This window comes from Haloarcula litorea (assembly GCF_029338195.1).
Classification (GTDB): Archaea; Halobacteriota; Halobacteria; order Halobacteriales; family Haloarculaceae; genus Haloarcula; species Haloarcula litorea.
This window is the reverse complement of sequence record NZ_CP119780.1, coordinates 103,192-128,124: the sequence shown is the minus strand read 5'-3', so window position 1 is coordinate 128,124 and position 24,933 is coordinate 103,192. Positions and strand designations below refer to the sequence as shown.

The window sequence follows — 24,933 nt, the reverse complement described above, 5'->3', positions numbered from 1 at the left end:
GCCTGATAGCTCCAGGATGTTAGCCGAGTTCCAGCGTTTCGACGTATCGGAGGCACGATTCAAGTGCCTCGTTCGGTTCGTACCAGAGTGTGCCCCCCTCACGATCGAGCCTGATGACGCCCGCCTCCGCTAACATCGGGAAATGATTGTGGTGACAGCTCGTCTCGAGCACGGTCCGTGCCGGTGGATCACGAGCCGGAACGGCCGTTGCTCGCCTGTGGACATCGTCAATAACGGTCTCGAGCGAAATCTCGCCGCGGTCTCGGTCCTTGAGATAGTAGAGAATGGTCCGCCGGATCGGGTCCGAGAGTAAGTCCAAGACCCCATCGAACGAGTACGGCATCGGTATTGTCTCGGGCCGCTCGGCCGTCACGACCGACGTGCCACCCGGAGGCGGTGTCGTGCGACGGAACGACGGTGAGACATCGGTATCAGTTGCTTCGGAGACGATCCAGCCCTCACCGTCGTGTTCGAGCACGGCATCATAGAGTGGGCGCAGTGTCGGCAAGACCGAGTCCTCACAGGCTGTCGGATCAAGATGGTGATGCGCGCAGACATCGAGATCGTTTTGGAGGTCGTTCAGTCCCGCGATGAGCTCGACAACATCCCGCTCGTCGAAACGTGCCAGTAGTTCCGTAACCGAATGCAGACAGACCTGTGTGGGACGCGGGGTTTCACTCCAGGCCCCCAGTATCCGGGCGATCGTCAATCCGAGATCGGTGACTCCCGCAGAGGGCCGCAACACATCGAGTTCGAGCTCCGGTACCGACGTGACCGTATCTGTGCCGACCGACGCATCGGTACCGGGCCGTGCGTCGAGGATCGTTGTTTGGTGTGGAAGTGTCTCCCCGACGGCCTGCTGCCAGACGCCCAACCGCTGGTCAGGCGTCATTTCGAGTGTGACACTCAACACGTTCGTCTCGTCGGGTGGTGACTGGGTCAGGAAGTCGATACACGCCCGGTTGTCAGGTGCTGTCTCGGACGGAGCCAGCAGGAGAACCGACTCTGCCTCCGAGATATGATTGGTGACACCCGACCGATTATCTGTCATCGAACCGGATAGATCACTCCGATATAAAAATATTTCTCACGAGTACAACCGTGTATTGCACGTCTGTATGAGGGTGTTCGAAGTAGGATTGCTACTAAAGAGAAGTATTACACGGTTTCGCGGGGCGTTGGCTTCTCGCCCTCGGCTTCTTAGTGAGGGGCGCTGTCCCGACAGCTCCAGAATTTCGTTGCCAGCAGGCTGTTGCTGACCGACTCGCGCTCTCTATTGAGCACGTCAGCTCTATCAACTGCTGAGGGTTTCAACAGAGCCGTATTCAGTAATCACCCTTGGCCTTCTACGATGTACCGCTCGTAGCCGTATCCCACAAGCGCACCGAGTGGGTGATGATGGGGCGGTAATGAGGCCACCGAATACAACGATTAGAACGGCCAAGAACAGCAACTCGGAAATGGTACCAGCGGGCGCGCCAGCGAAAATATGTCTCAGAGAGAACATAAAACCGATCGAAGCCGCGAAGACGACCAGCGTACCGAACGCTGACACGACGCCTGCCGCGGCGCCGTAGCGTGGGTTCGGCTCATCCGGTATCATCACGCGCCAGACAACGGTCCCGACGAACACAGCGATAACTGGTGCGAAGATACCCCCGAGAAAGCGGTTCTCGCTTCCTTGTCGATACTCCGCCTAAGCTCACGGAGCTGAATCCGCGGGCTCTGAACGTCTGGACGGAGTTCCAGAGGTTAATCAGGACGGCACCAAGGAGAGCTGACCCGCCGGCAGCGAGGCCTGCTCCGACGTCCTGCCGAGAGATACCCAGATAGCTAACCATTTTCTAATCGCTGAAAATATAGTTGCTCAATATTAGAACGGATGTGTCTCTGTTACTGACGTTTGTACACCAGCCAGTAGGAAAGTGGGAGTGAAATCGTGAGGATCACCAACGTCGCGAGTAGTTGGCTGTAGACGTCTGGGGGCGCGATCTGAGCGGCGATTGCGAATCCGAGGATAATGAACAGAGACTCGTAGATGACGAACCGGGAACGGCGTGAGAAGTCTATACCGTGGAGTTAGACAGTCCTACGCATAATTCCACCGGCAAATTCGTATGCCCTGTTACCATTCGAGAGTTTCAACAGAGCCGCCAAACCCGAAACGACGAGGTCAACGATGAATCGATGCAGTCGGGATTATAGCGGTGCGTGCGTTGCAGTCCCAGCGACCAACACGAACGTCACGAGGAGCGCGTTGACGAACGCACCAACCCACACTCGCCCGGTTTTCCGGAAGAAATACGTCGAGATGGCAGTCACGATGGAGAGCAACGCGACGAACTGGAAGGCGACGATCGTCAGAAGTGGCTGACCGAAGGGGAGCGGACTCCCGGTCAGCAGGACGCCATACTGGACGAGCAACAAGAGGATGAATCCGCCGACGACGGCGACCCAGTTCTGACCAAGTGCCGTCCGGAAGGACCGATCACCACGTCTGAGCTGCCCGTGCAACAGCAGCTCTAACGCGAGGAAGAACAGCGTCAGTGGGACGAGATAGATCAGTGCGATACGGAACTGCGTGGTGGTCGGAAGCTTCATCGCGAACACCCAGAAGCGGAAGTCGGTGTCGAAGAGATAGCCCACCGCCGCCAGGAGCCCGTAGAAACCACCGACGATAGTTACCGCTGCGGCAGCCGACTGGAGGAGTGTCTGCCGACTATCACCCGTATCGAAGCCATACTGGGCGAGAGTCGTTCTGTCGGAGCGGTAGTGCCACACCCCAACCAGGCCGGCAGTCACGAGGCCGTTGCCCAGTGCCCACACCATCACACCGTTGGTGATCTGCTGGGGGAAGAACCAGTTGGTCGGGACGAACCCCTGTCCGATCAGATTGAGCGGGAAATAGGTTACGACGGGAACGAGCGCGGCGACGGCGACGGCCCCGTACCAGCCGTTTCCGGTCAGCCCTGCAGCGTCTGGGACCTCGCGTGAAACCGACGAGAGGCGGTTATTCCGAAGAACCAGCGCCCCGAATGGGAACAGGAACAAGACGCCGCCGAGCAACGAAGCGAGCGTCCCGAGTTCCTTCAGCCACCAGATCTGGTTGCCCGGAGGCATCTCGTCTTCCCCCTCGAGCGTGAGCTGCATCCACTCGATGGCGTCACCGACGGCTGTTGTCGAGAGGTGGTCGCCGGGATGAGTCGTCGCGGGGGTGTACAGTCGTCGCGCCGTCCCAGCCTCGACGTTTCCATACGTCCGTCCCTCCTCGACTGTCTGGTTCGTGCCAAACAGCGTCTGAAGTTTCTCACTCCGCTCGACGTTCGACGCGTGGGGGACTCCCCACATCAGCGTCGAGAACTCGTCGTACTCGCTGAACACGACGGCAGTGTTCCGGGGGAACGTCTCGTTGCCAGCTGGCACGCCCGGGAAACTCCCCGTCGACGAACCCTCCAGAACGACCGATTCGTACCCATCTGGGTGGGCAGCAGCCGCTGAGACGCTTGCCCACCCGCCCATCGAGTGGCCCTCCAGTCCGATATTTTCGTCGTCGACGAACGCCAGCGACCGCATATACGAGAGAGCCGGAGGCCCACCGAATCCGTTCCCGAAGGCCGGCGGATCGGAGTGACCGTGTCCGGCTTGGTCTATCGCGAGGACGACGAATCCGCGCCGGGCAAACTCGATGGCGAAGGGCGACTGTGTCTCTCGCGTGTTGATATAACCGTGTATCGCCACCACGCCCGGTGCAGGATCCGAGGCAGTAGCCCCAGGTGGAATGTACAGTGTGCCGTCTATCATCTGCCCGTTCGACGCAGCGAAGCGAACGTCTCGCGTTTCGATGCTCCCGCCGTCAGTCTGGACGACATAGGCGAGTGTGCCGCCGCCGAAAACCAGCAGCAGCGCCACCAACAGGATTGTCTTGTTGTTCGACATCTGTTGACAGGCACCTAATCAACTGAAAAAAGAGTTTCTAAACTATTGACTTGTAGTGCGCTGTTCAACAGAGGATAGAATTCAAGCAGATCCAGTTCGCTTTCTCGTTGCTCACAAGAATCACTCGTCTATCACCAACACACGCTAAAGCCAGTCCCGTGGGCCTCACTTCGTAGTCGTCACAACAGCGTAGCCGATTCTACCCAACAAGACCGGCCGTTTGCGGCAAGTTGTTGGTTAACCAATCGGAGTCACTGTTGTTCGATCTACCCCTCACAAGCAAAATACCTGCTCAGTCGGTATGCGTCCTACTCCCCGGATAGTCTACCAGTTCGGTGGAGATCTCGAGAACTATGCAAGATGCACAGCGCGAATCAGTCATCATAGGCCGTGTATCATCCGCTAGGTTTCTACTGAGTAGTGTTACTGTGAACCACACAATACAGTCAAAGTCTACAACGGACGTGACGGGTCAAGCTGCTCGGGAACCACTATTCGAGTGGAGTATCTGTCCAACAGCCTTATCAGAGATGATAAATTTGAGGTAATATGAGACGCCCCGAGGTGAGCGACTCGACTCACCTCCCTCACGCTGCGACTCCCACGGTGGATGATTTCCGAGCCACCCTCAACGAGACAGACCTCGCACGCCATCTCGCGTATTTTTACGAATCACCTAGAGCACAGCTCGCTCTCGCGGCCGAATTTATCGACTACGGCCTCCAGTCAAACTACAAATGCCTGTATCTGACCGACGAGAATAGTCCTGCAGCGGTCGAGAGCGCGTTCAGCGCCGCCGGGATTGACGTAGCTCAACGGCGTGAAGAGTCGGACCTGTGCATCGACGATGCCTCGAATGTGTACTTGGAGTCTGGGTTCGATCCCGATCGAATGGTCTCGCGACTCGAATCGGCCTGTGACGACAGCGTCGAGGCGGGGTACGAAGGCCTGTTCGTCGCGGGTGAAAACACGTGGTGTTTTCATACCGAGTCGTCGTTCGATCACATCGTCAGGTTCGAATCAGATTTCGACGAGATCTGTCCGACGCTCCCGGTTCACGCGCTCTGCCAGTACGACCTAACGCGGTTCAGCGAAGAATCGATCGCAAAGGCTCTCTGGACCCACGAACAGGTCGTGTATCGAAATATGATCTGCGAGAATCCGTACTACATCTCGCCGAGTGAGTACACCACAACGGAGCGGCCAGAACTGAATGCACGGCTGATGCTCGAACAGATGCACGACCTGACGCAGGCCCACCGAGATATCGAGCAGCGTGATCAACGCCTGACGGTCCTCAATCGCGTGTTGCGACACAATATCAGCAACGACCTGACCGTGATTGCTGGAACGTTAGATGCTCTCGCCGAGATGGGTGACTTCGATGAGCCGATGCGAGAGCGGGTCCACGCTGCGATCCAGCACTGTGAAAAAATTGCTGGGATGTCGGACAAAGCTCGGTATATTCGCCAGACGATCGGCCAGAGTCGGACCGAACACACAGAACTCGGACCGGTTATCGACCGAGCCATCGACCAACTGAAGATCGACCATCCGGACGCGAATGTTACCATATCTGGGCGCTACGACATCGACGTATTTGTCGACGAAAACTTCGATATCGCAGTCCACGAAATACTTATCGCACTGGTCCTGCTGCAAGAGACCGATCCTGGGACGGTGTCGATTACCCTCTCGACACCCCGGCCAGATACCGCGACGCTGGATTTCCATACGCCAGGAGTCGTCATTCCAGAGCAAACCCAGAAGGCGATCCAACAGGGGTACGAGACACAGTTGGAACACGGCTACGATATCGGCCTCTGGCTGGTCAAGTGGATCGTCGAGAACGCCTACGGGAGTCTGAGCTTCCCACCAGGTCAGCCGGAAGAGCCCCAGTTCCGGCTGCAGATACGGCGGCTGACTGACTGATACACACCCCTGAGAAACTGTTTCGGCGGGACCAGACTGAAATAACCAAGTCATCGTATTGAAGCTACTTTCTGTCTCTCGTACCTGGTTTCTGACAATATTCGGTACTCGTCATCCCACCCGACCGGCCGGTGTCGCCACACAAAACCTATTCCGGCAGACTCGGTGACTCCGCTGTGCCACGCTCGTCCCGTCGTGCCCTCCTGCGATCCCTGAGTCTCGCTCTCGGGACTGGACTGACTGGCTGTGTGGGAGTGCCCGCAGACCAGACCGACCCGACAGAAACGACTGCAGCGCCCACGACAACACCCACCGAGCCGACAGACACGCCGTCCCCGTGTGCGACCGGCCACGAACTGCCGTACGCGATTCCAGGCGCGGAGGAGACGTACCAGCCGGGCAGTGCCGAACTCCGGAACCAGACCGATTCAGAGACAACCGTCACGCTCGCGATCGCCCACGACGACACGACGTTCTTCGAGTGTACCCAGACGCTCGCGAGCGGGGAGTCGATACCCTTCGATGGGGTCACAGCCACCGCTGGCGAGTACACCGTCACCGTGACCGTCGGGGACGGTCGCTCAACGACGACCGAGTGGCGGATCCCATCGAGACAGACCTACCCGATGCTGCTCGTCAGTATTCGCGGCGACGACGAGCCCGTCATCGGCTGCCCAGGCAACCGCGAGGTCTCGGTCCAGGTCCGCAACCAGACCGACAGCGCCGTCACGGTCGAGCTGTCGCTGCGCCGTGACGACCAGCCCGTCGCCCAGAAAGCCGTGCAGGTAGACGCGACGTCGAATACGGATGTGACACTCGCGATCCCGATCGGGGATTTCTACACGCTGGCGGTGGCCAGCGATGCAGGGCAGGCTCGAAAGCAGATTTCGGCGTGCCGCGGCTACGAAGACGATCGGATCACGGCCACCATCGGGGCTGACACGGTCGACATCGAGTCGATCAGAAAGGTCTGGGAGTAGGGGTTCGCTCTAGGGAACTCACAGCTCCCGAGTGATCGAATCGTCTGGTAGCGACTGGGTCACAACTTCTTTTTTCGGTGATCTCGTCCGTGGTGTTCACAGATAAGACTGAGTATGGGCACTCGAGGACGACGCCGTGACCTGGAGCTGACCCAGATCCGCCGGCCGCATTTCGTGACCGTCGCGACGGCGGAGCTGAGTCTAACCAACACCGACGGTCGTAGACGGCCGAATATTGGCTAACGAGGTGGTCAATCAACCCTCAAATCAGGGATCAGGAACTCGACGCCGCAACTGGCCGCTCCTGAGCGGGGATCTCTCCGAATAGCGACGAAATTCACGAATCGTGTCGTTGGGGCCTTGTGTAGGCCAGACCCACCCCTCTCGACCGACGGTGAGCGGCCGCCGCGTCCTCGTCTCTCAGTCTTTGACCTCAGTCCCAGATGACAGATTCAGAAGCGAATTCAGCGTCGTTCGAGATTATCGCAGCAGTGCCTCGCACGCGGTGATTTGCGATCAACAGCGCGTCGTGGAGTGTGTGATGGTCGAGGAGACTCCCGTAGACCGCGAGATCCTGCTCGTCGGTCGGGGCGATTTGCACCGGGCCGTCGTGAACGAGCCCACGGAGAACGGCGTTCGGTGTCGTGTCGACGTCGATACCAGCGATCGTACCCTTCGTGACCGCCGTCCAGATCGCCTCGCTCACCGCCACCGTCGGCGCTTCGATCACGTCGACGCCCTGCTCGCTCCGCTCGAACGCTTCGTCCGCGGCCGTCGGGAGCGCGTCGACGAGGTACCGCGCCATCGCCACCCCGTCGGCGGTGTAGCGTGTCATTCAGGCTGCCACTCCGTCCGGCGCTGCTCGCGGATGTCGGCTTCCATCTCATCGGCCATCTCCTCCCGCTTTGCGTCGGACACATCGTCGTCGACGAGCATCCCGCGGCCGGCGGAGCGAGTCGCCTTTCGCACCTGGATCCCGTCTTCGGTTTTCTCCCAGCGGACCTCGTCGCCTTCCTCGAGGCCGAGTTCCTCGCGTAGCTCTTTCGGGATCGTTACCTGCCCCTTCCGTGTGATGCGTGTCGTCTTCTCGTCTGTCTCGGTGCTCATACGAAGTACTACATAATGTAGTACCTAAGCGTTTGGGCCTACGGAGAGACTGACGACTTGTGCGGCGTCGGGCCCCACCAGACGTCGCCCTGGTCGTAGCTCATTCCGACGACGCCGCGGACTCGTCGACGCCCAGGCCCCACTCGTCAGGATTCTCCTCGCCGAAGCGGTCGGTCGCTGCGCGAGCGGTCGCCAGCGACGAGAGCGTGGTGTCGATGTCCTCGGCCTCGCCGATCGCCCAGTACTCCCCCCGGTGGCGGACGAGCTCGCGGTCCTCGAGCCGGGAGACGACGACCCCGACGCTCCCGCGTGAGACGTCGGTCGCCTCGTGGATCTCCTTGGGCGTGTACGCCTGCTCGGGGTTGGCAGCGAGGAACGTAATGATCTCCTCGGCGTTCGTTCGACCGCCCGAGCGGAGTTCCTCGCTCGAGTCCTGCTCGAACCGGTCGATGTCGATTGGCATAGTCGCTAGTTCGTCATCGAGTGTAATAGGTGTAATAGCAGGTAGGGATTCTCGTCTCCTACAGAACGCCAGTAACGACCTGTTCTACGAAGGGGGGGGCAGAACCGGGCCGTGTTGGTTAGAGAACCAGCACAGAGGCAAGAGTTTTGTATGTCAGCTCAGTAGTGGGTAATAGGTGTTCTAAAATGGGAAAGACAGATGCTACGGCGACCGAGGGTAAGGAGATCACGCTGAAAGTCGACGACCGAGGGCGGGTGACACTCCCGAAGGAGATCCGAGACCAGCTCGGCATCGAAGCGAACGACGAAATTCCGGCCACGCTGGTTGGCTCAGTCCTCGAAGTCAACCCCAAGCCCAGCGCAAAACTCGAAACTGCTACAGCGGGCCGAGATCGATGGGAAAACACCACTCCCGCCGACGCTGGTGAAGCGCTCTTCGGCCCGATGGACGGCTGAATCGATGGCCGAGTCGCTTCCGACCGAGGTTTCCGTCCTCACCGATGTCAATATCCTCGCGATCGGCCTGACCGACGATCACCCTGCGTACGACGATGTCTACCCGTGGATCGAAAACGCCCTCGATGGCCCGAACGTCCTGCTCGTCTTTGACTACTACCCGCTTCGAGCGCAGTATATCATGACCCAGAACTTCGGTGTTGAACCGGTCGCCGCCCGGAATGCAATCCAGTCCCTCGTACAGAGTCCGGCTCGGATCATCAGCGCCACGCAGACGACGTTGCTCGAAGCATACGATATCAGCGCGGAGAAAAACCACGACGTCTACGATTCGTTCGTTCTCGCCCTCGCTCGCTCGTACGATGCTGACTACCTGATCACGACCGATGCTGACTTCGATGAGCTGTGCGCCGACGAGGACGTGACCTATCGGAATCCGATCCCCGATGAGAAACGCGACATACTGTCTCTCATCGATGGGTAACGACCTGTTCTACAAACGGGGGCGTAGAACCAGGCCGTGTTGGTTAGACACCGTGGTCGCGGAACCGCTCGGTATCGATCTCGAGCGGCAGCTCATCGAAGTCGCCGTCACCGCCTACCACCAGTGTCGCATCCCGCTCGTGCGCGAGAGCGACGGCGTGCGCGTCAGCGAGTGAGATATCACCGTCGGCTTTCACCTCGCCGGCGAGCTGCCAGTCAGCCCGCTCGATGACAACGCCGTGGCGTCTGAGCGCTCGGAGGTCTCTATCGGCCACCCGGAACGAGTCTGTCGTCGGGGCATCCGCATCTGTGCCCTCGAAGCAACCAACGAGGGAGTACACCTCACTCGCGTTTGTCTCCGAGAGGAGGCCCTCAGCCTGCCCGGATTCGACATCGTCGAGGAGATCGGCCACGTACTCGTGACCGGGTTCGTCGTACAGGAACGCGATGAGTGCCTCCGTGTCGAAGACGTATCCCGGGCTCATTCGTCCGCAGAGGGGCGCAGCCGCTCAACTCGGTCTGCTTCGCGCTCCTTTTCGTCTTCCCTCACCTCTCGCACTTTCTCCATTACCTCGCCGGGTTCGTGCTCGCCGGCGTGGATGCCGTGCAGATCACCGATCGTAGGGACGGGCTCGATAACGATCCGACCCCCCTCCTCGTAGATGAACACCTCACCCGGTGTCTCGATGTCGAACTCCTCGCGCAGTCGCTTGGGGATCGTGGCCTGCCCTTTCTGGGACACTCGTACTACTGTCGGTTCATCTGTACTACTTGCCATCGTTAGTTGTACATATGCTTTGTATTCTTACCAAACCTGTCGCTGATGTGTGGGTTGGGAGACGGCCAGCTCCTGAGAAAAGTCTCCGCCAGTTCGATAACGACTTCTTCAGTTTCCGCAACGGAAGAATCTAGCGGCTGGCACAAGCGCGTGCTATGGCGGGCAGTTCGAGGCGGATTCGGCGCTGTCTATTACGGTTTACCGACGCTGTCTATTACGGTTTACCGAACTAATCGTAATTCGTATCGAATCCACCGCCGGGAACGAACACAAAGTGTGGCTCACCGACAGCGAGATCGAGGACCTCCGCCGGGCCACCAGCTCCCAACGGGACGACCTCATCATCCAACTGGGTGCGTTCGTCGGGTTGCGTGCCTTCGAGATACCACAGGTCCGACCCGTCGATGTCACGCAGACCGAGAGCGGCCAATACCGGCTCCGCGTCCATACCGGGAAAGACACCTCCGGGAACGGCGGGAAGCCACGCGACGCCTACCTCCCCGACAGCGTCGGTTCCGGCGCGATGTGCGCCTCAGCTGGCTCCTGTCACGAGGTCAATTTGAGCTCCTCGTCACGATAGTGATGCCACTGAGCGGTGCCTTCTCGCCAGTGTCCTTCAGGAGGCTGCGTCCGACTTGGTCTCCGGAACGGGCATTCTCGACCACGTTGTTCCAGTAACGTAGCTGTCGAGGCACCGAGAAACGACAGAGCAGGGAGAGATCACGCGAGTGGCATTAAATCGGGCACCTATGATGACGGGTTATCCCTATCCTGTTGCGTCAGCTCCCGGAGGAGTTCCTCGGCAATATCTGTCGTCACGTAGTAGGTGTGTTTCTTGTGAGTCTCGTCTTTGGGCTTGAGCTTTCGCTCGCTGCCCTTGATGGTACTCCCTTCATATACCGTCACCAGCCCGACGCGTTGCAGCGCACGATAGAGGTGCCGGACGTACTCGAACTCCATTTCCAGTTCGTTAGCAGTCATCCGTGGGTAGTCCGGCCCGCCGCGAGCCAGTCGCCTGGCGATCGTCTGTCCATCGGGCAGATGCCGCAACACGTTCAGTTTGCCGTCCCGATCGCCGAGAAACCGGAGGAGGTGATCGCCTTCCCGAGACAGCCGATAGTAGGTGTGGTGCTGGCGCACCTCGTCGGCTCGTTTGGCCTTCACTCGTCGTTGTTTGACCGTTCCTGATTCGACACGTTCCAACAGTCCCGCCGAGTCCAGTTGTTCACAGAGGTCCTCGACGTGGCCGCGTTCGGCGTCGAGGTGCCCGGCCATCGACCTCGGATAGTTGCCTTCGACGGTGTCGAGGTGATAGCAGACGAGATACGCGACCGGGTCCCGGGGCATCGGTGCGAGCTGGCCGACGACCGCCTCTCGTCGCTCCAGTTCCGCTTCGAGTTCCTTCGCTCGCTCGTACCGTGTCTGGGCGTTACTCGCGGCGTCTTCGTCGAGTGACAGCGTGACCTCGATCGACTCGCCGTGCGGTGTCTCGAGTGTGAGTTCCAGTTCCCTCTGGTCCCAGTGCTCTCCTTCCTCCGACCGGGCTCGTTCCAGTGCCTCGTCGACGCGCTGTATGCGCGTCAGGATCGTGTTGGCCTCCGTTCGGAGCCGGTCGATCTCGGCCTGAGACACCATCTCGTCTCGGGACACTCACGCGATCCGCTTGAATCCCCGGTCAGGGGTCGAAATCGGCAGGGAAGCGACCGATAATCGACCTAATGACTAAGCCGTGTTAATGTGAATGTCGACGCAAACGGTGACAGCGGACGAACAGATTCGAGTTAGCAACCGAGTGAAGCGTATCCTCGATCGGCAGCGACGCGAGGGCGAGTCCTACAACGATGTCCTCGAACGTGTCCTCGGCGAGAGCGAGGCAGGTGACTTCTACGACGGGTTCGGCCGGTGGTCGGATGAGGAGGCCGAGCGCGTTCGCGAGCAGCGCGAGCGGGCCAAGGACGAACGGAAAGCGCGGATGTGACGACTGGCCGGTGACGACGGCGCGGACGCGGACGGATGAAGGTTCTCGACGCGAAGTTCTCATCGACTACCTGGCGGGTGTCGAGGCGACGAAGAGTTCTACGAGGCCAACGGCGGTGACGCCGAGTGGTGGGTGATGCCGGTCCCCGCCTACGCCGAGGTGTTGGTCGGTGAAGCCAACGTTCCAGACGGCGACGTCGAGGGTGCCCGCGCCGACCTGGCGTGGGGCGAGACACACGCCGTCGATGAACACACGGCCGCCCTCGCCGGGGAGATCGCGGGCGAGATCGGCCCCGAGGGTCCGTCCCTCGGTGGGCTCGACGCGCTGATCGCGGCTGTCGGTCGGGAGCTGGACGCGCCCGTGGTCTCGGCCGATAGCGACCTCACGCACGAGGAAACCAAGCGGGTCGTCGATGTCGAGGAGTACCGGGACTGACGAGCCAACCTGTGGCTGACAATACACTCGGGCCGATGCCAGATCGCATCGGCGACCACTTCGATCGCGTCCGCGAGCGCCTCGACGAAGCACTCGGGGCCGAGGAGTAGGCCAGTCGCTAACCGACAGATCGCCCCGGTCTTGCAGAGGGTGTCGGGCCCTACCCGAGCAGACCCCTGGTGGCGTTCAGCACCGGCGGGTGGAACACAACGAGCCCGTCACACCCGTTGTGAGGGCGAGATCTGCCGACGTCGCTGGATCTCATTAATGGATACGCACTCAGCTCGGCCTAATGTTTGAACGCCTCGACAACCTTGAGTCCCAGTGCATCGTTCTACCAGGCGGCCGCCTCGTAGCGGTCGGGGACTGACAGTTCGACGTGGTCGATACTCCCGAGTCGGAATGCGTCCTCAGTCATCGACTCCTCCCGTGAGCCCAACCGCGAGTTTGCCGCGGACGTGACCCCCTGCGCTCCTGTCAAGTGCGTCTTGCATCTTAGACAGTGAATACACGTCACTGACTCTGGGAGCAACCACACCGGCGTCAATATGAGCGGCAACCTGGCGGAGCGTCTCCGGGTCCGAATCCGTGATGACATCAAAAAATCGGACGTCGACGCCGTATTCGTCGTGGTATCGGTCGACCGCCGCTTGCGAGGGCGGTTCCGGAAGCGTGACGACGATGCCGCCCGACCGTAAGACCTCGACTGACCGTTCGAGAACGTCCCCGCCGACGGCATCGAGGACGAGGTCGACGTCGTCCACTACCTCCTCGAATCGCTCCGATCGGTAGTTGACAAACTCGTCGACTCCGAGTTCGCGGAGAAATGCCTCGTTGTCTCCGGAGGCGGTTCCGATGACGTGTGCTCCCGTATGTTCTGCGAACTGGATAGCCATGTGTCCGACACCACCGCTCGCTGCGTGGACGAGTACTCGCTCTGCGGAGTCAACGTCACCTTCTTCGTAGAGTGCGTGGAAGGCCGTCTGCCCTGCCATGGGGACGGCCGCAGCCTCGTGATGGCTGAGTCCTTCTGGCTTGGCCGCGATTTCATCAGCCGACATCGTGGTGTGGTCGGCGAACGCCCCTCCGGCACCGGGAAGACGTGACATTCCGAAGACGGCGTCGCCGGGAGCGAATTCGGACACGTCGGAGCCGACCGATTCAACGACGCCCGACACGTCCCAGCCGGGGATCCACGGGAGGTCAGTGTCGAGCAGGTGTGGAAGCATCCCCCGGGAGAGAAGCCAATCGAGGGGATTGATTCCGGCCGCGTGTACTCGGACGAGGTATTCGTCGGGGCTCGGTTCGGGGCAGGAGACGTCCTCCTCGGTTAGTGCGTCGATCCCGTCGGTTTCCTGAAGTCGTATCGCTCTCATATCTAGTAGTGGTGTGTTGCACCGTCGGTTGGACTGGCTCGATCGGCTATGTCGGGATACGCTGCCACGCCTGCGTACAGAGCGATTTCTTGGCCGAGTCGATTCGTCCGCTTGGCGATGTGCTGATCTTTGATTCGGTTGTCGCCCACCATCGAATGTGAATCAGGAATCGCAACCTCGGTTGGCAGGGTCCACGCGCCCAAAGTTCTGCTGACGGTCCGGAGGTGTATGAGGGCAGACCCGGGAAATCCACCGGCAGCGACTTCTAGTAGCCCGACCGTCGTTTCCTCAAACTCGTCATACCCACAGTAATCGAGTGCGTTCTTCAGGGCTCCAGAATAGGACCCGTGATAATTCGGAGTCCCGAGCAGGACACTGTCGGCCCGTTTGATCGTCTCTCGCAACTTCTCGGCGTCGGGTACAGCCGTCTCGACTGCGTTCAGACTAGGTAACTCGTAGTTGCGCAGGTCAACGAGTTCGGTCGCAGCACCGACCTCTTCGGATGCCGCCAGCGCCTCCGTCAGCGCGACCCTTGTCCGACTATCGTCGCGTAGACTCCCACAGAGTGCAACTACCTGTGGTTCGATTCCGGGTGACATAGGTAGTGGATACCGCCTACTGTCACAAAAAATCTCGCTGAATTGATATTTTGTAACGAGATTTGCAAAAATTCGTTTTGGGAGATGTGACAGAAATTCGAGGTCACATCACTTCTATTACAAAAATGGTGTCGAGCGAGGACTTTAGCGCGTCTGGACACAACTGGAAGTATGAACAGGCTGGAGGCGATGGAACTCGCCCGGGAATCGGACCACTGTCTGAGACCTGCCGAGGCGTTTTCGCTAATCGGTAACGAAATACGGATAGCGATTCTGGAGGCGCTCTGGCACACCGACGAGCAGCCGATCGATTTCACCACACTCTACGAGAGATCTGATGCGAACGACAGTGCGACGTTCAATTACCATCTGGGTCAGCTGAGGGGCCACTTCGTTCGGAAGACAGACGAGGGGTATGAACTCCGAACAGCCGGGGAGAGTGTCGTGCGGGCAGCCGTCGAGGGGTCGTTTAATGCCCATCCTGATCTCGAACCAATCGAGACGGGTGACGACTGTACACAGTGTGGAAATCCGCTTGTCGGGACCTACAGTGACGAACAACTCGCAATCGGGTGTCCGGCATGTGGCCGCACGCACGGACAATACTCGTTTCCACCGGGCGGACTGATCGGTCGCGACGACGAGGAGACCCTCTCTGCGTTCGACCAGCGAGTTCGACATCTCCACAGTCTCGCCAGAGACGGTGTCTGTCCGGAGTGTAGTGGCCAGATGCAGACTGAAATCGTCCGCGGTGGAGACTGCTGTCTGGATGCGGACCTCAGGGCCGAGTACACGTGCCGTCAGTGCCATCACGACTTGTGTTCGACCATCGGCATCGCTCTGCTTGACCAGTCTCCAGTCGTCTCATTCTATCGTGACCACGGGATCGACCTCGCCACCACACCGTACTGGCGATTGAACTGGTGCGTGAGCGACGACTGTACAATCGTGGAATCGACCGACCCCTGGCGAATTGATCTCTCGCTTACCGAAAATGGTGATACGCTCACCGTAACCCTCGACGAAAGCCTCTCGATCGTTGCTACGAACAGAGCAGGCAGTACTCCATCGGTGGCTGACTGCTGATTGCATCCGCTGGAGCTCGCACACGACTTCTGACAGCGCAATCGTAGTCCGTTGAAGTCAGATCACAACCTCGGAGGATGGTTTCGATGCGTGTCATCTCTCTAATTTCATTTGAAAAATTTGACAGCTAGCAGCCAGTCAGCTAGTTCCCGTAATTGTGTCACTCCACTACGAGTACCGTGATTCGAGTTCTTCGATCTGAGCGATAATCTCTGCAAGTTCGATTCCCTTCTCGGTCAGCGAGTACGTCACCGTCGGTGGCGATGCAGTTTCGTCGACATCGCGGGTGACGACTCCTTCACGCTGGAGTGCTTTCAGCCGGGTTGAGAGAGTACTCGCTGGCAACCCTTCGATTGCGTGCTTGATGTGGTTGAACTGGGCGTCTTCCTGGGCCAGTAATCGGATGATGTGAAACGTCCATTTACAGCCTAGTACTTCCCAGATCCCGTTCCACTCTGTTTCCCCGATTCGCATGAGTTGACCTTGTTCAGAATCTCGGACCTACTGGCTTCAAAATTACTACCTGATTTACAACGCCAACTCACCTCGACTCAGACAGGCGATCATCAGTGAGCAACGAACCGATTCCGGGCCACGACCTGACGGGGACGCGCCTGTACGACGGCGAATCGCTCCCCGACCTCAGCACGTTCGACTGGCTGATCGTTATGGGCGGGCCGATGGGCATCCACGACACCGACGAGTACCCCTGGCTCACGGCGGAGAAAAACCTCATTCGGACGGCGGTTGACGCCGACAAGGTGGTCGTCGGAATCTGCCTCGGGGCTCAGCTGGTCGCCGAGGCGCTCGGCGGCCAGGTCTCCGAAGCCGACATCTCGGAGATCGGCTGGTTCCCCGTCGAGGCGACTGCCGAAGCAGCCAAATCACCGCTGTTCGCCGACTTTGGCGAGACGTACGAGGTGTTCCACTGGCACGGCGACACGTTCGACCTCCCCGAGGGCGCGACCCGAGTGGCTCGGACCGAAGCGTGTGCGAATCAGGCGTTCGTCTACGGCGACCGGGTCGTCGGTCTCCAGTTCCATCTCGAGTCCTCGTCGACGACCGTCGACGAGATCATCGAAAACAGCGGCGACCTGCCCGACGGGCCGTTCGTCCAAGACGACGAGACGATGCGGGCGGCGGTCGAAAAGACCGAGCCGTTAGAGCAGCGGCTCCGGACGCTGTTCGACAATCTCGAGCAGCAGGTCACGGAGTCCGACACCAAGACGGAGGGTGAACCGTGACCGGCTCCGGGAACGAGCGGTTCGACCGTTCGGGTTCGGCATCGGCTCGATTATATAGCCGGGGCGCTCGGATCGTTGGTCGGGGGGTGAACTCGCCAGTCCGACCCGACCCGCAGCCGTATCCGTCGTTCGTCGATCACGGTGAAGGAGCCCACATCGTCGATGTCGACGGCAATCAGTACCTCGACTATATGATGGGATACGGGCCGCTGTTACTCGGCCACGACCTGCCGGTGATACGGTGCAGACCACTGGAAGTGGTGTCGTGACTGTCCGTACCAGCAGCAGTGTTCACTTGCTCTCTCGCCGGAGGAGACCCACCGAGACAGAGTGAGGCCTCCTCAAGTCCGGACCGTCCGGCCGCTACATTAACGCGACGGCCCGCCGACGGACAGCTAATGACCGGATCACAAGAGTACGGTACCGTCGATGTCGACCTGGTCACACTGTTGGCGGGGATGCTCGGATACGACATCCTCGTCGACGGGCAGCGGGCAGGTTCGATTGGGAGTTCGGTGGGAACTCTACCCTCTCGACGAACGCGTACAGATCAACGTCAGTCGTGTCGTACGTCGTAAGCAATCGGTCGTCTGTTTGGTTCACGCCTCGAACTCACAGACTGCGTTATGTTCCCGGAACGCCGACGCGACCGCGCTTGGGTCTGTGGTACTGGCCTCACCGATTTCGCTCGCGGTCTCACCGGTACGGACGCCCGACAGGAGACGGAAGGTCGCGTCAGGTGACGAAGAATCGTCGTCGGAACATCGCCTCGTGACCCGAGTAATCGACAACCGTCCCGCGATAGTGCCAGTCATATTTCCCACCGTCGTGATAGTGCCCTTCGCTAGTGTTGGTCGCACCGCAAGGTGTGTTCCCCTTCGTTCAGCATCCACCCTTATTTGGAGTGTCCCCCGATTAGTAGAACAAACGAGAGGGTTCTATTTTCGAGTCACTCGCAGGGAACTGGTCAAGCCTTTGATCCACAGTGTGAACCCCGAAAGTTGATCGAACGTCGGTCAGGTACAGTGGCGACACCCATTAGCGGGGTTTTCGAGGCAGTTATAATCAGGGTCGTAATACCCCAAATTTGACACTTTTTGGCAGAGTACATCAGTCTGGAAGCAGTAGGAAGCGTACTATGGACGAAGACATCCACTATTATTCCGGAGAACAGATCGAAGTGAGCTACGACGCCAACCGCTGTATTCACGCCAGAGAGTGCGTGCGGGGGCTTCCCGACGTGTTCGACCCTGACAAGCGACCTTGGATCGATCCGGATAATGCCGACGTTGGCGACCTCTCAGAGGTCATCGTGGACTGCCCGACTGGTGCGTTGAAGTTCAAACGGACAGATAGCGGACCCGAAGAGTCTGTTCCGGACGAGAACCACATCATCGTCTCTCCTGACGGGCCACTGTATCTTCGAGGGGATATCGAAATCGTAACCCCAGACGATACGACGTTGCTTGAGGACACCCGCGTTGCGCTGTGCCGATGTGGGGCGTCGGAGAACAAACCACTGTGTGACAATAGTCACGTCGACGTAGATTTTGAGGCAGCTGGATCGAAGACAGCCCCCGAAATAGATTCGCGCGGAGAAGACGCTGACGGCGTGCTAACGGTCAAGCCGATACCCGACGGCCCTGTCCAGGTTCAGGGTCGATTCAAACTCCAGCAGGCGGGCGAAACGGAAACGGTCCGAGAGTCCTCGACTGCACTCTGTCGGTGTGGAGGGTCGGCGAACAAACCATTCTGCGATGGGACCCACAGTGAAATCGGTTTCTCGAGCGAAGATTAGTCTCTGGAGAGAGTTCCCCGATGGAAGCCTTCGGCCAGTAGCCAGCACTCGATAGATCGTAGGTAACTGCTTCAATATAATCGATAGAACAGCCGAGTCACAGGACGAAACCATTCGATTTTCGATTGGAACAGAGGGTTGTTCCGTCGCATTTTGCTTCGGCGGTTACACCTGTCGTACTACGTAACGTCGGTGTCAGATAGCATTAATCCCTATCCAAACCAATCGTGAATCACATACGAATCTCGCTCGACCACCATATCAGAAAACGGCGTTCGTGGAATAGACAGTGAGTGACCAATCGTTCGACAAACACTCCGACGATGACGCTTTCGTGGAGGGAGCAGCTGCTCTCGGAGGCAACAGCCGCCGGGCCGGTTTCGCCGCCTTCTCGAAAGCATCGAATCGGGAGTTTCGATGGACGCCCCAATCAGAAGCAACCGATCAGGCTGGTTTCGGCTGGCCGTCCGCATACGTTGAACAAACGACCGAGAATGACATTATATGATCCCCTGTCCGAGCTATCGCTTCAAATCGAAAACTACGATCTGGGACTCTATCAGAAGGAGACATCGAGCGAATTCAAACGGGTAACGAGCGTCGTTCGACTCTCGGGCGACGGTGAGACAGGTCTCGGGGAGGACGTCAGTTACGAGCCCGAGCTACACAGGAGACTTGTCGAAAACGCGACCCGGCTCCCAATCGCGGGCCAGTATACACATACGTCGTTTTCCGAGACTCTCGATAATACCGATCTCTTCCCAGCGGCGACCCCCAAACGAGACGACTCACACCCGTACAGAAGGTGGGCGTTCGAAAGTGCTGCCCTCGATCTGGCGTTGAAGCAAGCGGAAAGCGACCTCGCCGACGCGCTAGGCCGCGAGTACGACCCGGTCAGGTTCACTGTGAGCACGAGACTCGGGGACCCGCCGAGCACCGATCGCGTCCACACTTGGTTGAAGATGATTCCGTCACTGGAATTCAAACTCGATCCCACTTCCAGCTGGACGGACGAAACTATTCGGGAGCTAGCCGGGACTGGGGCCGTTCGAGTGGTCGATCTGAAAGGGAAATACAGCGGCACGCCAGTCGACCAGTCAGCTGACCCAGCCCTCTACGAACGCGTAATCGATGGGTTCCCTGACGCTCTCATCGAAGATCCCGAGCTCACGGAGGAGACACGGCCCCTGTTCGACGGACACGAACGTCGCGTGACCTGGGATTATCCAATCAAGAGTGTCGAGAGCATCAAGCAGCTTCCGTTCGACCCCGAGTGGTTGAACATCAAGCCCTCACGGTTCGGTACCGTCGAATCAGCACTCGAAACAATCGAGTACTGTCTGGAGGAAGGAATCGAGATGTACGGTGGCGGGCAGACGGAACTGAGCGTCGGTCGAGAACATATTCACGCGTTCGCGTCGTTGTTCTATCCGGATTCCCCGAACGACGTCGCACCGCGTGGGTTCAACGACCCGAATCCCCGCGCGGGTCTGCCCGAGAGTCCTCTCGTTCCCCGCGGAGATTTTCATGGCCTACAGGGATTCTAGACGGAACCGTCCTCCAGCCAGCGGATAGAGCATCATTCTTGCACTAGACCTGGCCCAACTGGTTCATCTGGGAGAGCCAGTTCGGGGAGCTGTCGGGTTATCATCTCTCGATCGGGCTCGTACCGTGGCGGAAGCTGCAAGTTTGCCCCTAGTTCTGATCTGTCCGCATCGATGGTGAATCCAGGCCCCTCGGTCGCGATCTCGAAAAGGATTCCACCCGGACCACGGAAGTAGAGCGATTTGAAGTACCGTCGGTCCTTGATTCGCGTCGGCTCCAGACCAGCGTCGAAAAGATATTCGCGCCACTTCTCGAGTGATCGGGTTCCCTTTCGGAACGCGACATGGTGGACGGTCCCACTTCCCTCCCGTCCGTACGATGTTTCTGTATCGAGCAGATCCATCGTGGGAACAGACGAATCCGGTGTGCCGTAGCGGACACGTTCGCCCTGCTGGTCGACCGGCGAGAAATCAAGAATCTCTAGCAGTGCTGCAGTGTGATACACGCTTGACGACAACAGCGTGACACCGCAGAGGCCACGGATTGCGTATTTACGAGGGAACGACTCTGTCACTGGAGGCCGGTCCGTTTCGCGAGCGACTAATTCTAGTCGTTGGCCGTCGGGGTCACGGAACTGGAGCACGGTCTCGCCGAACCGTTCGATTGGCTCATCGACGTCGACGCCTCGATCGTCGAGTCGCTCCTGCCAATACGGTATGGCCCCGTTCGGTACCGCGAACGTCGTTGCGGAGGGTTGGGGTTGACCGATTCGCCCCTCTCTCCCTCGTTGGTTGGGAAAGAAAGTGATGAGAGAGCCTGGTGAACCCCGGTGATCCCCGTAGTAGAGGTGGTACATAAATTTCTCATCGAAATTTACGGTTTGCTTGACGAGTCGCATCCCAAGGACTTCGGTGAAGAAGTCGACGTTCTGCTGGGGATCGCCAGCTATCGCTGATACGTGATGCAGGGCTGGTGTATAGTCGGCCAAGTCGTCCTCGCTTTATGTTCGAACACATTTATAATCTAAGTGGTGTTTAGCACACTAACTAACATCAGCGTTATCAGGTGTCAGTGGGCTAGTGGTGTGGTGGTTACATCAGCGCAACCTCGTAACTTTAGCTATATATGACATATTAATACCCCCGGGACGTAGACGCTAATGGCGTCCCACCCTCAGACGGACGCCAAACACGTGGAGCTACTCCCGTCCACGGCACCGTGCTGTCAGACCTCCGCGTCCGGGCCCCTGCCCATCCCCACTCCCACCTCACTCCCGGACGCGTCACGGTGACGTTTCGATCAATCCGTACAAATGTAGCCAGTCGGAATGCCCGACACGGAAGTCACTACCTCACTCCCGGAAATCATACTCCACAACGCTCCTCCAGTTCTACCTACTCGACGAGGTCTGCGACCATCCCCGAGACGTACTCTCTCTCGTCTTGGTTAATACTGTGACTCATCCCCTCGTAGAGACGTTTGACCACCGTACCATCCAACTGCTGGAAAACTTCAGCCGACTGGTGGACTCGTTCTTCGGGGATATGCGGATCAACGTCGCTACACCCGAGGAACACAGGGGTCCCTTTCAGGTCGCCCTGGTAATCGCCTCGGTCGATAGATTCACCGATGAGACCGCCACTCAGCACTGCGAGTCCGCCGTAGGAGCGTGGGTTTCGCGCGACGTACTCGCACGCTAAACACGCCCCTTGAGAGAAGCCCAGAACGATGACCCGTTCGGTCGGAATACCTGCATCATTGGCTTCCGACACGGCGTCGTCGATGGCCTCCAAGCCAGAGGAGCGCCCGGGTTCGTTCGATTCGACCGGCGCGGTGAATCGATTCGGATACCACGTATTTCGGGCCGCCTGGGGCGCGAAATACGCGACACCGTGTCGATGGAATTCATCTGCCATCTGGACGATACTCCCGGCAGTCGATCCCCGACCGTGGACGAGAACGAGCGCAGCCTCAGCGGCATCAAGGGGTGCGCCAGCCGTCACGAGGGGACGATCCTGATGTGGACCTGTCATTGTTGCTGTCGGAACCGTATCTCGATGCCGTCCGAGTCCGTTATCGAGATACTTTCTTCAAGCTCGGTTATCGTCCACTGACTGGCTGCGAGACGGGTTCGAAGGGATTCGAGCGACGACGCCTCTGGCAGGACAATTTCGAACCAGGATAACCCCCGGCCGCGGCGTGGCTCCGATTTATTGTGTCCGGTGTTCGCCGCGATGCGGTGGTGATACCGCCCGGCGGAGACGAAGACTGCGGTTTTCAACTCCGATTTCACTTCGAACCCGAGGGTATCGACGTAGCAGCGTTTGAACTCGTCCAGTGAGGACACCTCGAGGTGGAGATGTCCGATATCTGTTTCAGGCGGAGCCTGCGTCTCACCAGCAGCTACCGCAGCTATCTCGTTCACATCGAGTGGGTCATTTCCGAGTCGAATGCTACCATCATCGGCGACAGACCAGTCCGCCTCCGGGAAGTCCCGGTAGATCTCGACGCCGTTCCCCTCGGGGTCTGTAACGTAGAGCGCTTCACTGACCCGATGGTCGGCCGAACCATCGAGCTGCCAGTGCTCTCGGATTCGTTCGAGAGCATCCCCGAGTGCTCCACGGGAGGGCACCCTGAAGGCGATATGGAAGAGCCCGGTAGTCGGCCCAGGTCGTGCGTTGCTATCCGTGTGCTCCTCGAGGATGAGGAGAGGGTCCCCATCGACTCCGAGCACCGTGGTCGTGGGAGACTTGTCTAGCATACTGAGACCGACCACGCGCCGATAGAATTCGGTCATCTCCTCGCGGTCCGAGACAGTGAGTGCTGTCCGTCCGACACGTGCCCCCTGCGGGAGTCCGTTTGTGTCCATCGTCACGCGAAAGCGAGCACTGGTCGGTCGTCCGTGGTCTTCGGGTGAGAAGAGTTGGGGGAGATGTCCCTCCGGTCGACCAATCGATGTTCGAATTCGAGTGACGCGGTCAGCGCTTGGATCGCGGCTCTGTCGCCGAGTGCGTCCGTACCGTACAGCCGCGGGTTGCCGGTCGCATCGGTTCCGTTGTCTTTCGCCTTCGGTAGTTCCATTACATTAGCAGTTATGCTGGACACAAAATTATAAGATATGTAATATTAGGGAAATCAGGTGGCACCAACTCAACCACCGGTAATCGCCCCCGAGACAGACTCGGGGTGATGGGTGCTTTCTCTGGCGGGGCCGATCGCTCATTTCACACCCGGGAGTGATGGCACGCGTCTGAACTAAGTGCCACGAGAGCGCGTCGAACCGAGTACGTGGAGTAGCCGTTGGCGATACGCTGATTTGTATGACTGGAGTAGATCCCGTATGCCAATCGAGGAGAACGATGGGCTCCGACGGGTTCTCGAACTCAACACCGTTGCAGTCGTCGGAGCCTCGAGGTCATACGAGAAGTCCGCTCACATTATCCCCGCGTACCTGCAACGACACGGTTACGAAATCATACCGGTCAATCCCGCGGCAGACGAGATCTTCGGAAAACGAGCTTATGCTTCACTCCGCGACGTCCCCCGATCCATCGATATCGTCGAGATATTTCGACCGAGTGAGGAGGTCCCGAGCATCGTCGACCAAGTGGTAGCGCGTGAAGACGTTCAGGCCATCTGGATGCAGACCGGGATTCGGAACGAAGCGGCTGCAAGAACGGCAGAAGCAAACGGAGTAGACGTGGTTCAGGACCACTGTATGAAAGTCGAACACGGCAAGCTAATGCGTCATCCGATGGACTGAGCCGCCCAAGGTACTCGGTCAGGTCATCCTGTCACATCTCCCCGTAGACGGGAACCGCGGCACCGCTCGTTACGCTCGCAGTGTCGCTGCAGAGGAAAAGGACCACGCGTGCGATCTCGTCTGGCGTCGGCCAAGCGCTTGGGTCGGCATCGGGCACCATCTCCCGGTTCGCCAGCGTATCGATGACATCCGGCACGATCGCGTTTGCACGCACCGTCCCGAGGTTCTCCTCGGCAATCGTTTCGGTCAGCAGTCGGACGCCGGCTTTCGCTGCCCGATACGGACCATCGCCCTCACCACCTTCGAGCGAGGAACGGGAACTGACGCTCACCAGAGTCCCACCGGATTCGCGGAGATGTGGAATGGCATACTTCGAGGCGAGGAAAGTCGTCTTGAGGTTCACATCTATGAGGAAATCGAACGCATCGACGTCGGTCTCGTCGATCGGATTACCGCCTTCCCACGTGCCAACGAGCGTACAGAGTGCATCGAGGTGCCCGTGATCGTCGATGAGTGAGTCAAACACTTGTTCGACCGCGGGCTCTTCGGTGAAATCCCCCTGATAGAAATGGACGCGATCTGAAGCGAGGAGGTCAGCCGCTTCGCTGTCTTCCGGAGGATTACGGGCGCTCATACAGACGGTTGCACCGGCGTCGTGGAACTGTCTGACGGTGGCGGTGCCGAGTGAGCCACTCGCGCCCGTCACGAGGACGACTCGATCACCGAAATCGAATCGACTCGACATCAGTACACAGGACACCCCCGAGTGTGGTTCGGATTTGCCGCCGTGCCGTGACCGCTACTATACAGGGTCAAGTAGTTCACGCGATAGGGGCTGGGACGGACGGTACATCTGTTGGCACGAATCGACTGGATGAGGTGTCCCGTGTCACTACAGCATACACAAGAGTCGTCGAACCGAACTCTGCCCGACTCATCCCGCCGTGACCTGTACTGAGACGCCATAGAGTGCCT

27 protein-coding genes and 3 pseudogenes are annotated in these 24,933 nt (G+C 59.0%); 13 read left to right on the top strand and 17 right to left on the bottom strand.

From position 1 onward, the window contains the following. Positions 1-19 precede the first annotated feature (19 nt). The 3 genes from P0592_RS18365 to P0592_RS18360 form a co-directional block, all read right to left on the bottom strand. Positions 20-1,051, bottom strand: coding sequence for a DUF7504 family protein (locus tag P0592_RS18365; protein WP_276274163.1), 1,032 nt, complete (start codon positions 1,049-1,051; stop codon positions 20-22). A gap of 842 nt (positions 1,052-1,893) precedes the next feature. Next, positions 1,894-2,040, bottom strand: a complete 147-nt coding sequence (locus tag P0592_RS20265) for a DUF7534 family protein (protein ID WP_419181149.1) — start codon at positions 2,038-2,040, stop codon at positions 1,894-1,896. A 159-nt stretch (positions 2,041-2,199) separates the two neighbouring features. Further along, positions 2,200-3,936 carry an alpha/beta hydrolase family protein gene (locus P0592_RS18360; RefSeq protein ID WP_276274162.1) on the bottom strand — a complete coding sequence of 579 codons (1,737 nt, stop codon included), beginning with the start codon at positions 3,934-3,936 and terminating at the stop codon, positions 2,200-2,202. A 549-nt stretch (positions 3,937-4,485) separates the two neighbouring features. On the opposite strand from P0592_RS18360, the gene P0592_RS18355 reads away from it, so the two are divergent. Next, positions 4,486-5,868 carry an MEDS domain-containing protein gene (locus P0592_RS18355; RefSeq protein ID WP_276274161.1) on the top strand — a complete coding sequence of 461 codons (1,383 nt, stop codon included), beginning with the start codon at positions 4,486-4,488 and terminating at the stop codon, positions 5,866-5,868. A gap of 248 nt (positions 5,869-6,116) precedes the next feature. After that, a complete protein-coding gene (locus P0592_RS18350; RefSeq protein ID WP_276274160.1) occupies positions 6,117-6,848 on the top strand; it encodes an Ig-like domain-containing protein in 732 nt (243 codons plus the stop codon). 433 nt (positions 6,849-7,281) lie between these two features. Here P0592_RS18350 and P0592_RS18345 read toward each other — a convergent pair whose 3' ends face one another. From P0592_RS18345 to P0592_RS18335, 3 genes are all read right to left on the bottom strand, one after another. Beyond that, a complete protein-coding gene (locus tag P0592_RS18345) occupies positions 7,282-7,683 on the bottom strand; it encodes a hypothetical protein (RefSeq protein ID WP_276274159.1) in 402 nt (133 codons plus the stop codon). Then, the gene (locus P0592_RS18340; RefSeq protein ID WP_276274158.1) at positions 7,680-7,955 is read right to left on the bottom strand and encodes an AbrB/MazE/SpoVT family DNA-binding domain-containing protein; all 276 of its coding nucleotides are present in this window, start codon (positions 7,953-7,955) and stop codon (positions 7,680-7,682) included. Before P0592_RS18340 ends, P0592_RS18345 begins: the two co-directional genes overlap by 4 nt. A gap of 100 nt (positions 7,956-8,055) precedes the next feature. After that, positions 8,056-8,418 (bottom strand): MarR family transcriptional regulator, encoded by a 363-nt coding sequence (locus P0592_RS18335; protein ID WP_276274157.1) that lies wholly within the window; start codon positions 8,416-8,418, stop codon positions 8,056-8,058. 185 nt (positions 8,419-8,603) lie between these two features. Here P0592_RS18335 and P0592_RS18330 point away from each other — a divergent pair, with 185 nt between their 5' ends. Beyond that, entirely contained in the window at positions 8,604-8,873 is a 270-nt protein-coding gene (locus tag P0592_RS18330) for an AbrB/MazE/SpoVT family DNA-binding domain-containing protein (protein ID WP_276274156.1), read from the top strand. Between the two features lie 4 nt (positions 8,874-8,877). After that, positions 8,878-9,357, top strand: a complete 480-nt coding sequence (locus P0592_RS18325) for a type II toxin-antitoxin system VapC family toxin (protein ID WP_276274155.1) — start codon at positions 8,878-8,880, stop codon at positions 9,355-9,357. A 43-nt stretch (positions 9,358-9,400) separates the two neighbouring features. On the opposite strand, the gene P0592_RS18320 is transcribed toward P0592_RS18325, so the two are convergent. Then, entirely contained in the window at positions 9,401-9,841 is a 441-nt protein-coding gene (locus tag P0592_RS18320) for a PIN domain-containing protein (RefSeq protein ID WP_276274154.1), read from the bottom strand. Beyond that, positions 9,838-10,134, bottom strand: coding sequence for an AbrB/MazE/SpoVT family DNA-binding domain-containing protein (locus P0592_RS18315; protein ID WP_276274153.1), 297 nt, complete (start codon positions 10,132-10,134; stop codon positions 9,838-9,840). Before P0592_RS18315 ends, P0592_RS18320 begins: the two co-directional genes overlap by 4 nt. 238 nt (positions 10,135-10,372) lie before the next feature. Here P0592_RS18315 and P0592_RS18310 point away from each other — a divergent pair. Next, positions 10,373-10,645, top strand: a pseudogene (locus P0592_RS18310) (site-specific integrase); the annotation flags it as partial. Positions 10,646-10,881: 236 nt separating this feature from the next. On the opposite strand, the gene P0592_RS18305 reads toward P0592_RS18310, so the two are convergent. Then, on the bottom strand, positions 10,882-11,769 hold the full coding sequence (locus P0592_RS18305) for a DUF2250 domain-containing protein (RefSeq protein WP_276274152.1): 888 nt from the start codon (positions 11,767-11,769) through the stop codon (positions 10,882-10,884). A gap of 106 nt (positions 11,770-11,875) precedes the next feature. On the opposite strand from P0592_RS18305, the gene P0592_RS18300 reads away from it, so the two are divergent. Both P0592_RS18300 and P0592_RS18295 read left to right on the top strand, forming a co-directional pair. Further along, positions 11,876-12,112 (top strand): antitoxin VapB family protein, encoded by a 237-nt coding sequence (locus P0592_RS18300; protein ID WP_276274151.1) that lies wholly within the window; start codon positions 11,876-11,878, stop codon positions 12,110-12,112. A 35-nt stretch (positions 12,113-12,147) separates the two neighbouring features. Next, positions 12,148-12,547, top strand: a pseudogene (locus P0592_RS18295) (PIN domain-containing protein). Between the two features lie 410 nt (positions 12,548-12,957). On the opposite strand, the gene P0592_RS18290 reads toward P0592_RS18295, so the two are convergent. Then, on the bottom strand, positions 12,958-13,923 hold the full coding sequence (locus P0592_RS18290) for an NADP-dependent oxidoreductase (RefSeq protein ID WP_276274150.1): 966 nt from the start codon (positions 13,921-13,923) through the stop codon (positions 12,958-12,960). 2 nt (positions 13,924-13,925) lie between these two features. Then, a complete protein-coding gene (locus tag P0592_RS18285) occupies positions 13,926-14,522 on the bottom strand; it encodes an NADPH-dependent FMN reductase (RefSeq protein ID WP_276274149.1) in 597 nt (198 codons plus the stop codon). A gap of 171 nt (positions 14,523-14,693) precedes the next feature. Between P0592_RS18285 and P0592_RS18280 the strand changes: the two genes are divergently transcribed. Next, entirely contained in the window at positions 14,694-15,608 is a 915-nt protein-coding gene (locus P0592_RS18280) for a DUF7351 domain-containing protein (RefSeq protein WP_276274148.1), read from the top strand. Positions 15,609-15,776: 168 nt separating this feature from the next. On the opposite strand, the gene P0592_RS18275 is transcribed toward P0592_RS18280, so the two are convergent. Next, a complete protein-coding gene (locus tag P0592_RS18275; protein WP_276274147.1) occupies positions 15,777-16,082 on the bottom strand; it encodes a winged helix-turn-helix transcriptional regulator in 306 nt (101 codons plus the stop codon). A 95-nt stretch (positions 16,083-16,177) separates the two neighbouring features. On the opposite strand from P0592_RS18275, the gene P0592_RS18270 reads away from it, so the two are divergent. The 4 genes and pseudogenes from P0592_RS18270 (at position 16,178) to P0592_RS18255 (ending at position 20,197) form a co-directional block, all read left to right on the top strand. Continuing rightward, on the top strand, positions 16,178-16,852 hold the full coding sequence (locus tag P0592_RS18270) for a type 1 glutamine amidotransferase (protein ID WP_276274146.1): 675 nt from the start codon (positions 16,178-16,180) through the stop codon (positions 16,850-16,852). 71 nt (positions 16,853-16,923) lie between these two features. Next, positions 16,924-17,085, top strand: a pseudogene (locus tag P0592_RS20300) (glutamate-1-semialdehyde 2,1-aminomutase); the annotation flags it as partial. Between the two features lie 905 nt (positions 17,086-17,990). Further along, positions 17,991-18,650 carry a CDGSH iron-sulfur domain-containing protein gene (locus P0592_RS18260; protein ID WP_276274145.1) on the top strand — a complete coding sequence of 220 codons (660 nt, stop codon included), beginning with the start codon at positions 17,991-17,993 and terminating at the stop codon, positions 18,648-18,650. A gap of 494 nt (positions 18,651-19,144) precedes the next feature. Beyond that, entirely contained in the window at positions 19,145-20,197 is a 1,053-nt protein-coding gene (locus P0592_RS18255) for an enolase-like domain-containing protein (protein WP_276274144.1), read from the top strand. A gap of 32 nt (positions 20,198-20,229) precedes the next feature. On the opposite strand, the gene P0592_RS18250 is transcribed toward P0592_RS18255, so the two are convergent. The 4 genes from P0592_RS18250 to P0592_RS18235 form a co-directional block, all read right to left on the bottom strand. Continuing rightward, positions 20,230-21,183: a VOC family protein gene (locus P0592_RS18250; RefSeq protein ID WP_276274143.1), complete on the bottom strand. Its 954-nt coding sequence runs from the start codon at positions 21,181-21,183 to the stop codon at positions 20,230-20,232. 406 nt (positions 21,184-21,589) lie between these two features. After that, entirely contained in the window at positions 21,590-22,228 is a 639-nt protein-coding gene (locus tag P0592_RS18245) for an alpha/beta hydrolase (RefSeq protein ID WP_276274142.1), read from the bottom strand. Further along, positions 22,225-23,064: a VOC family protein gene (locus P0592_RS18240; RefSeq protein WP_276274141.1), complete on the bottom strand. Its 840-nt coding sequence runs from the start codon at positions 23,062-23,064 to the stop codon at positions 22,225-22,227. Before P0592_RS18240 ends, P0592_RS18245 begins: the two co-directional genes overlap by 4 nt. A gap of 2 nt (positions 23,065-23,066) precedes the next feature. Next, complete coding sequence (locus P0592_RS18235; RefSeq protein ID WP_276274140.1) at positions 23,067-23,276, bottom strand: hypothetical protein; 210 nt, start codon at positions 23,274-23,276, stop codon at positions 23,067-23,069. 259 nt (positions 23,277-23,535) lie between these two features. On the opposite strand from P0592_RS18235, the gene P0592_RS18230 reads away from it, so the two are divergent. Beyond that, on the top strand, positions 23,536-23,958 hold the full coding sequence (locus P0592_RS18230; RefSeq protein ID WP_276274139.1) for a CoA-binding protein: 423 nt from the start codon (positions 23,536-23,538) through the stop codon (positions 23,956-23,958). Between the two features lie 31 nt (positions 23,959-23,989). On the opposite strand, the gene P0592_RS18225 is transcribed toward P0592_RS18230, so the two are convergent. Next, positions 23,990-24,703 (bottom strand): SDR family oxidoreductase, encoded by a 714-nt coding sequence (locus P0592_RS18225; RefSeq protein ID WP_276274138.1) that lies wholly within the window; start codon positions 24,701-24,703, stop codon positions 23,990-23,992. Between the last annotated feature and the right edge of the window lie 230 nt (positions 24,704-24,933).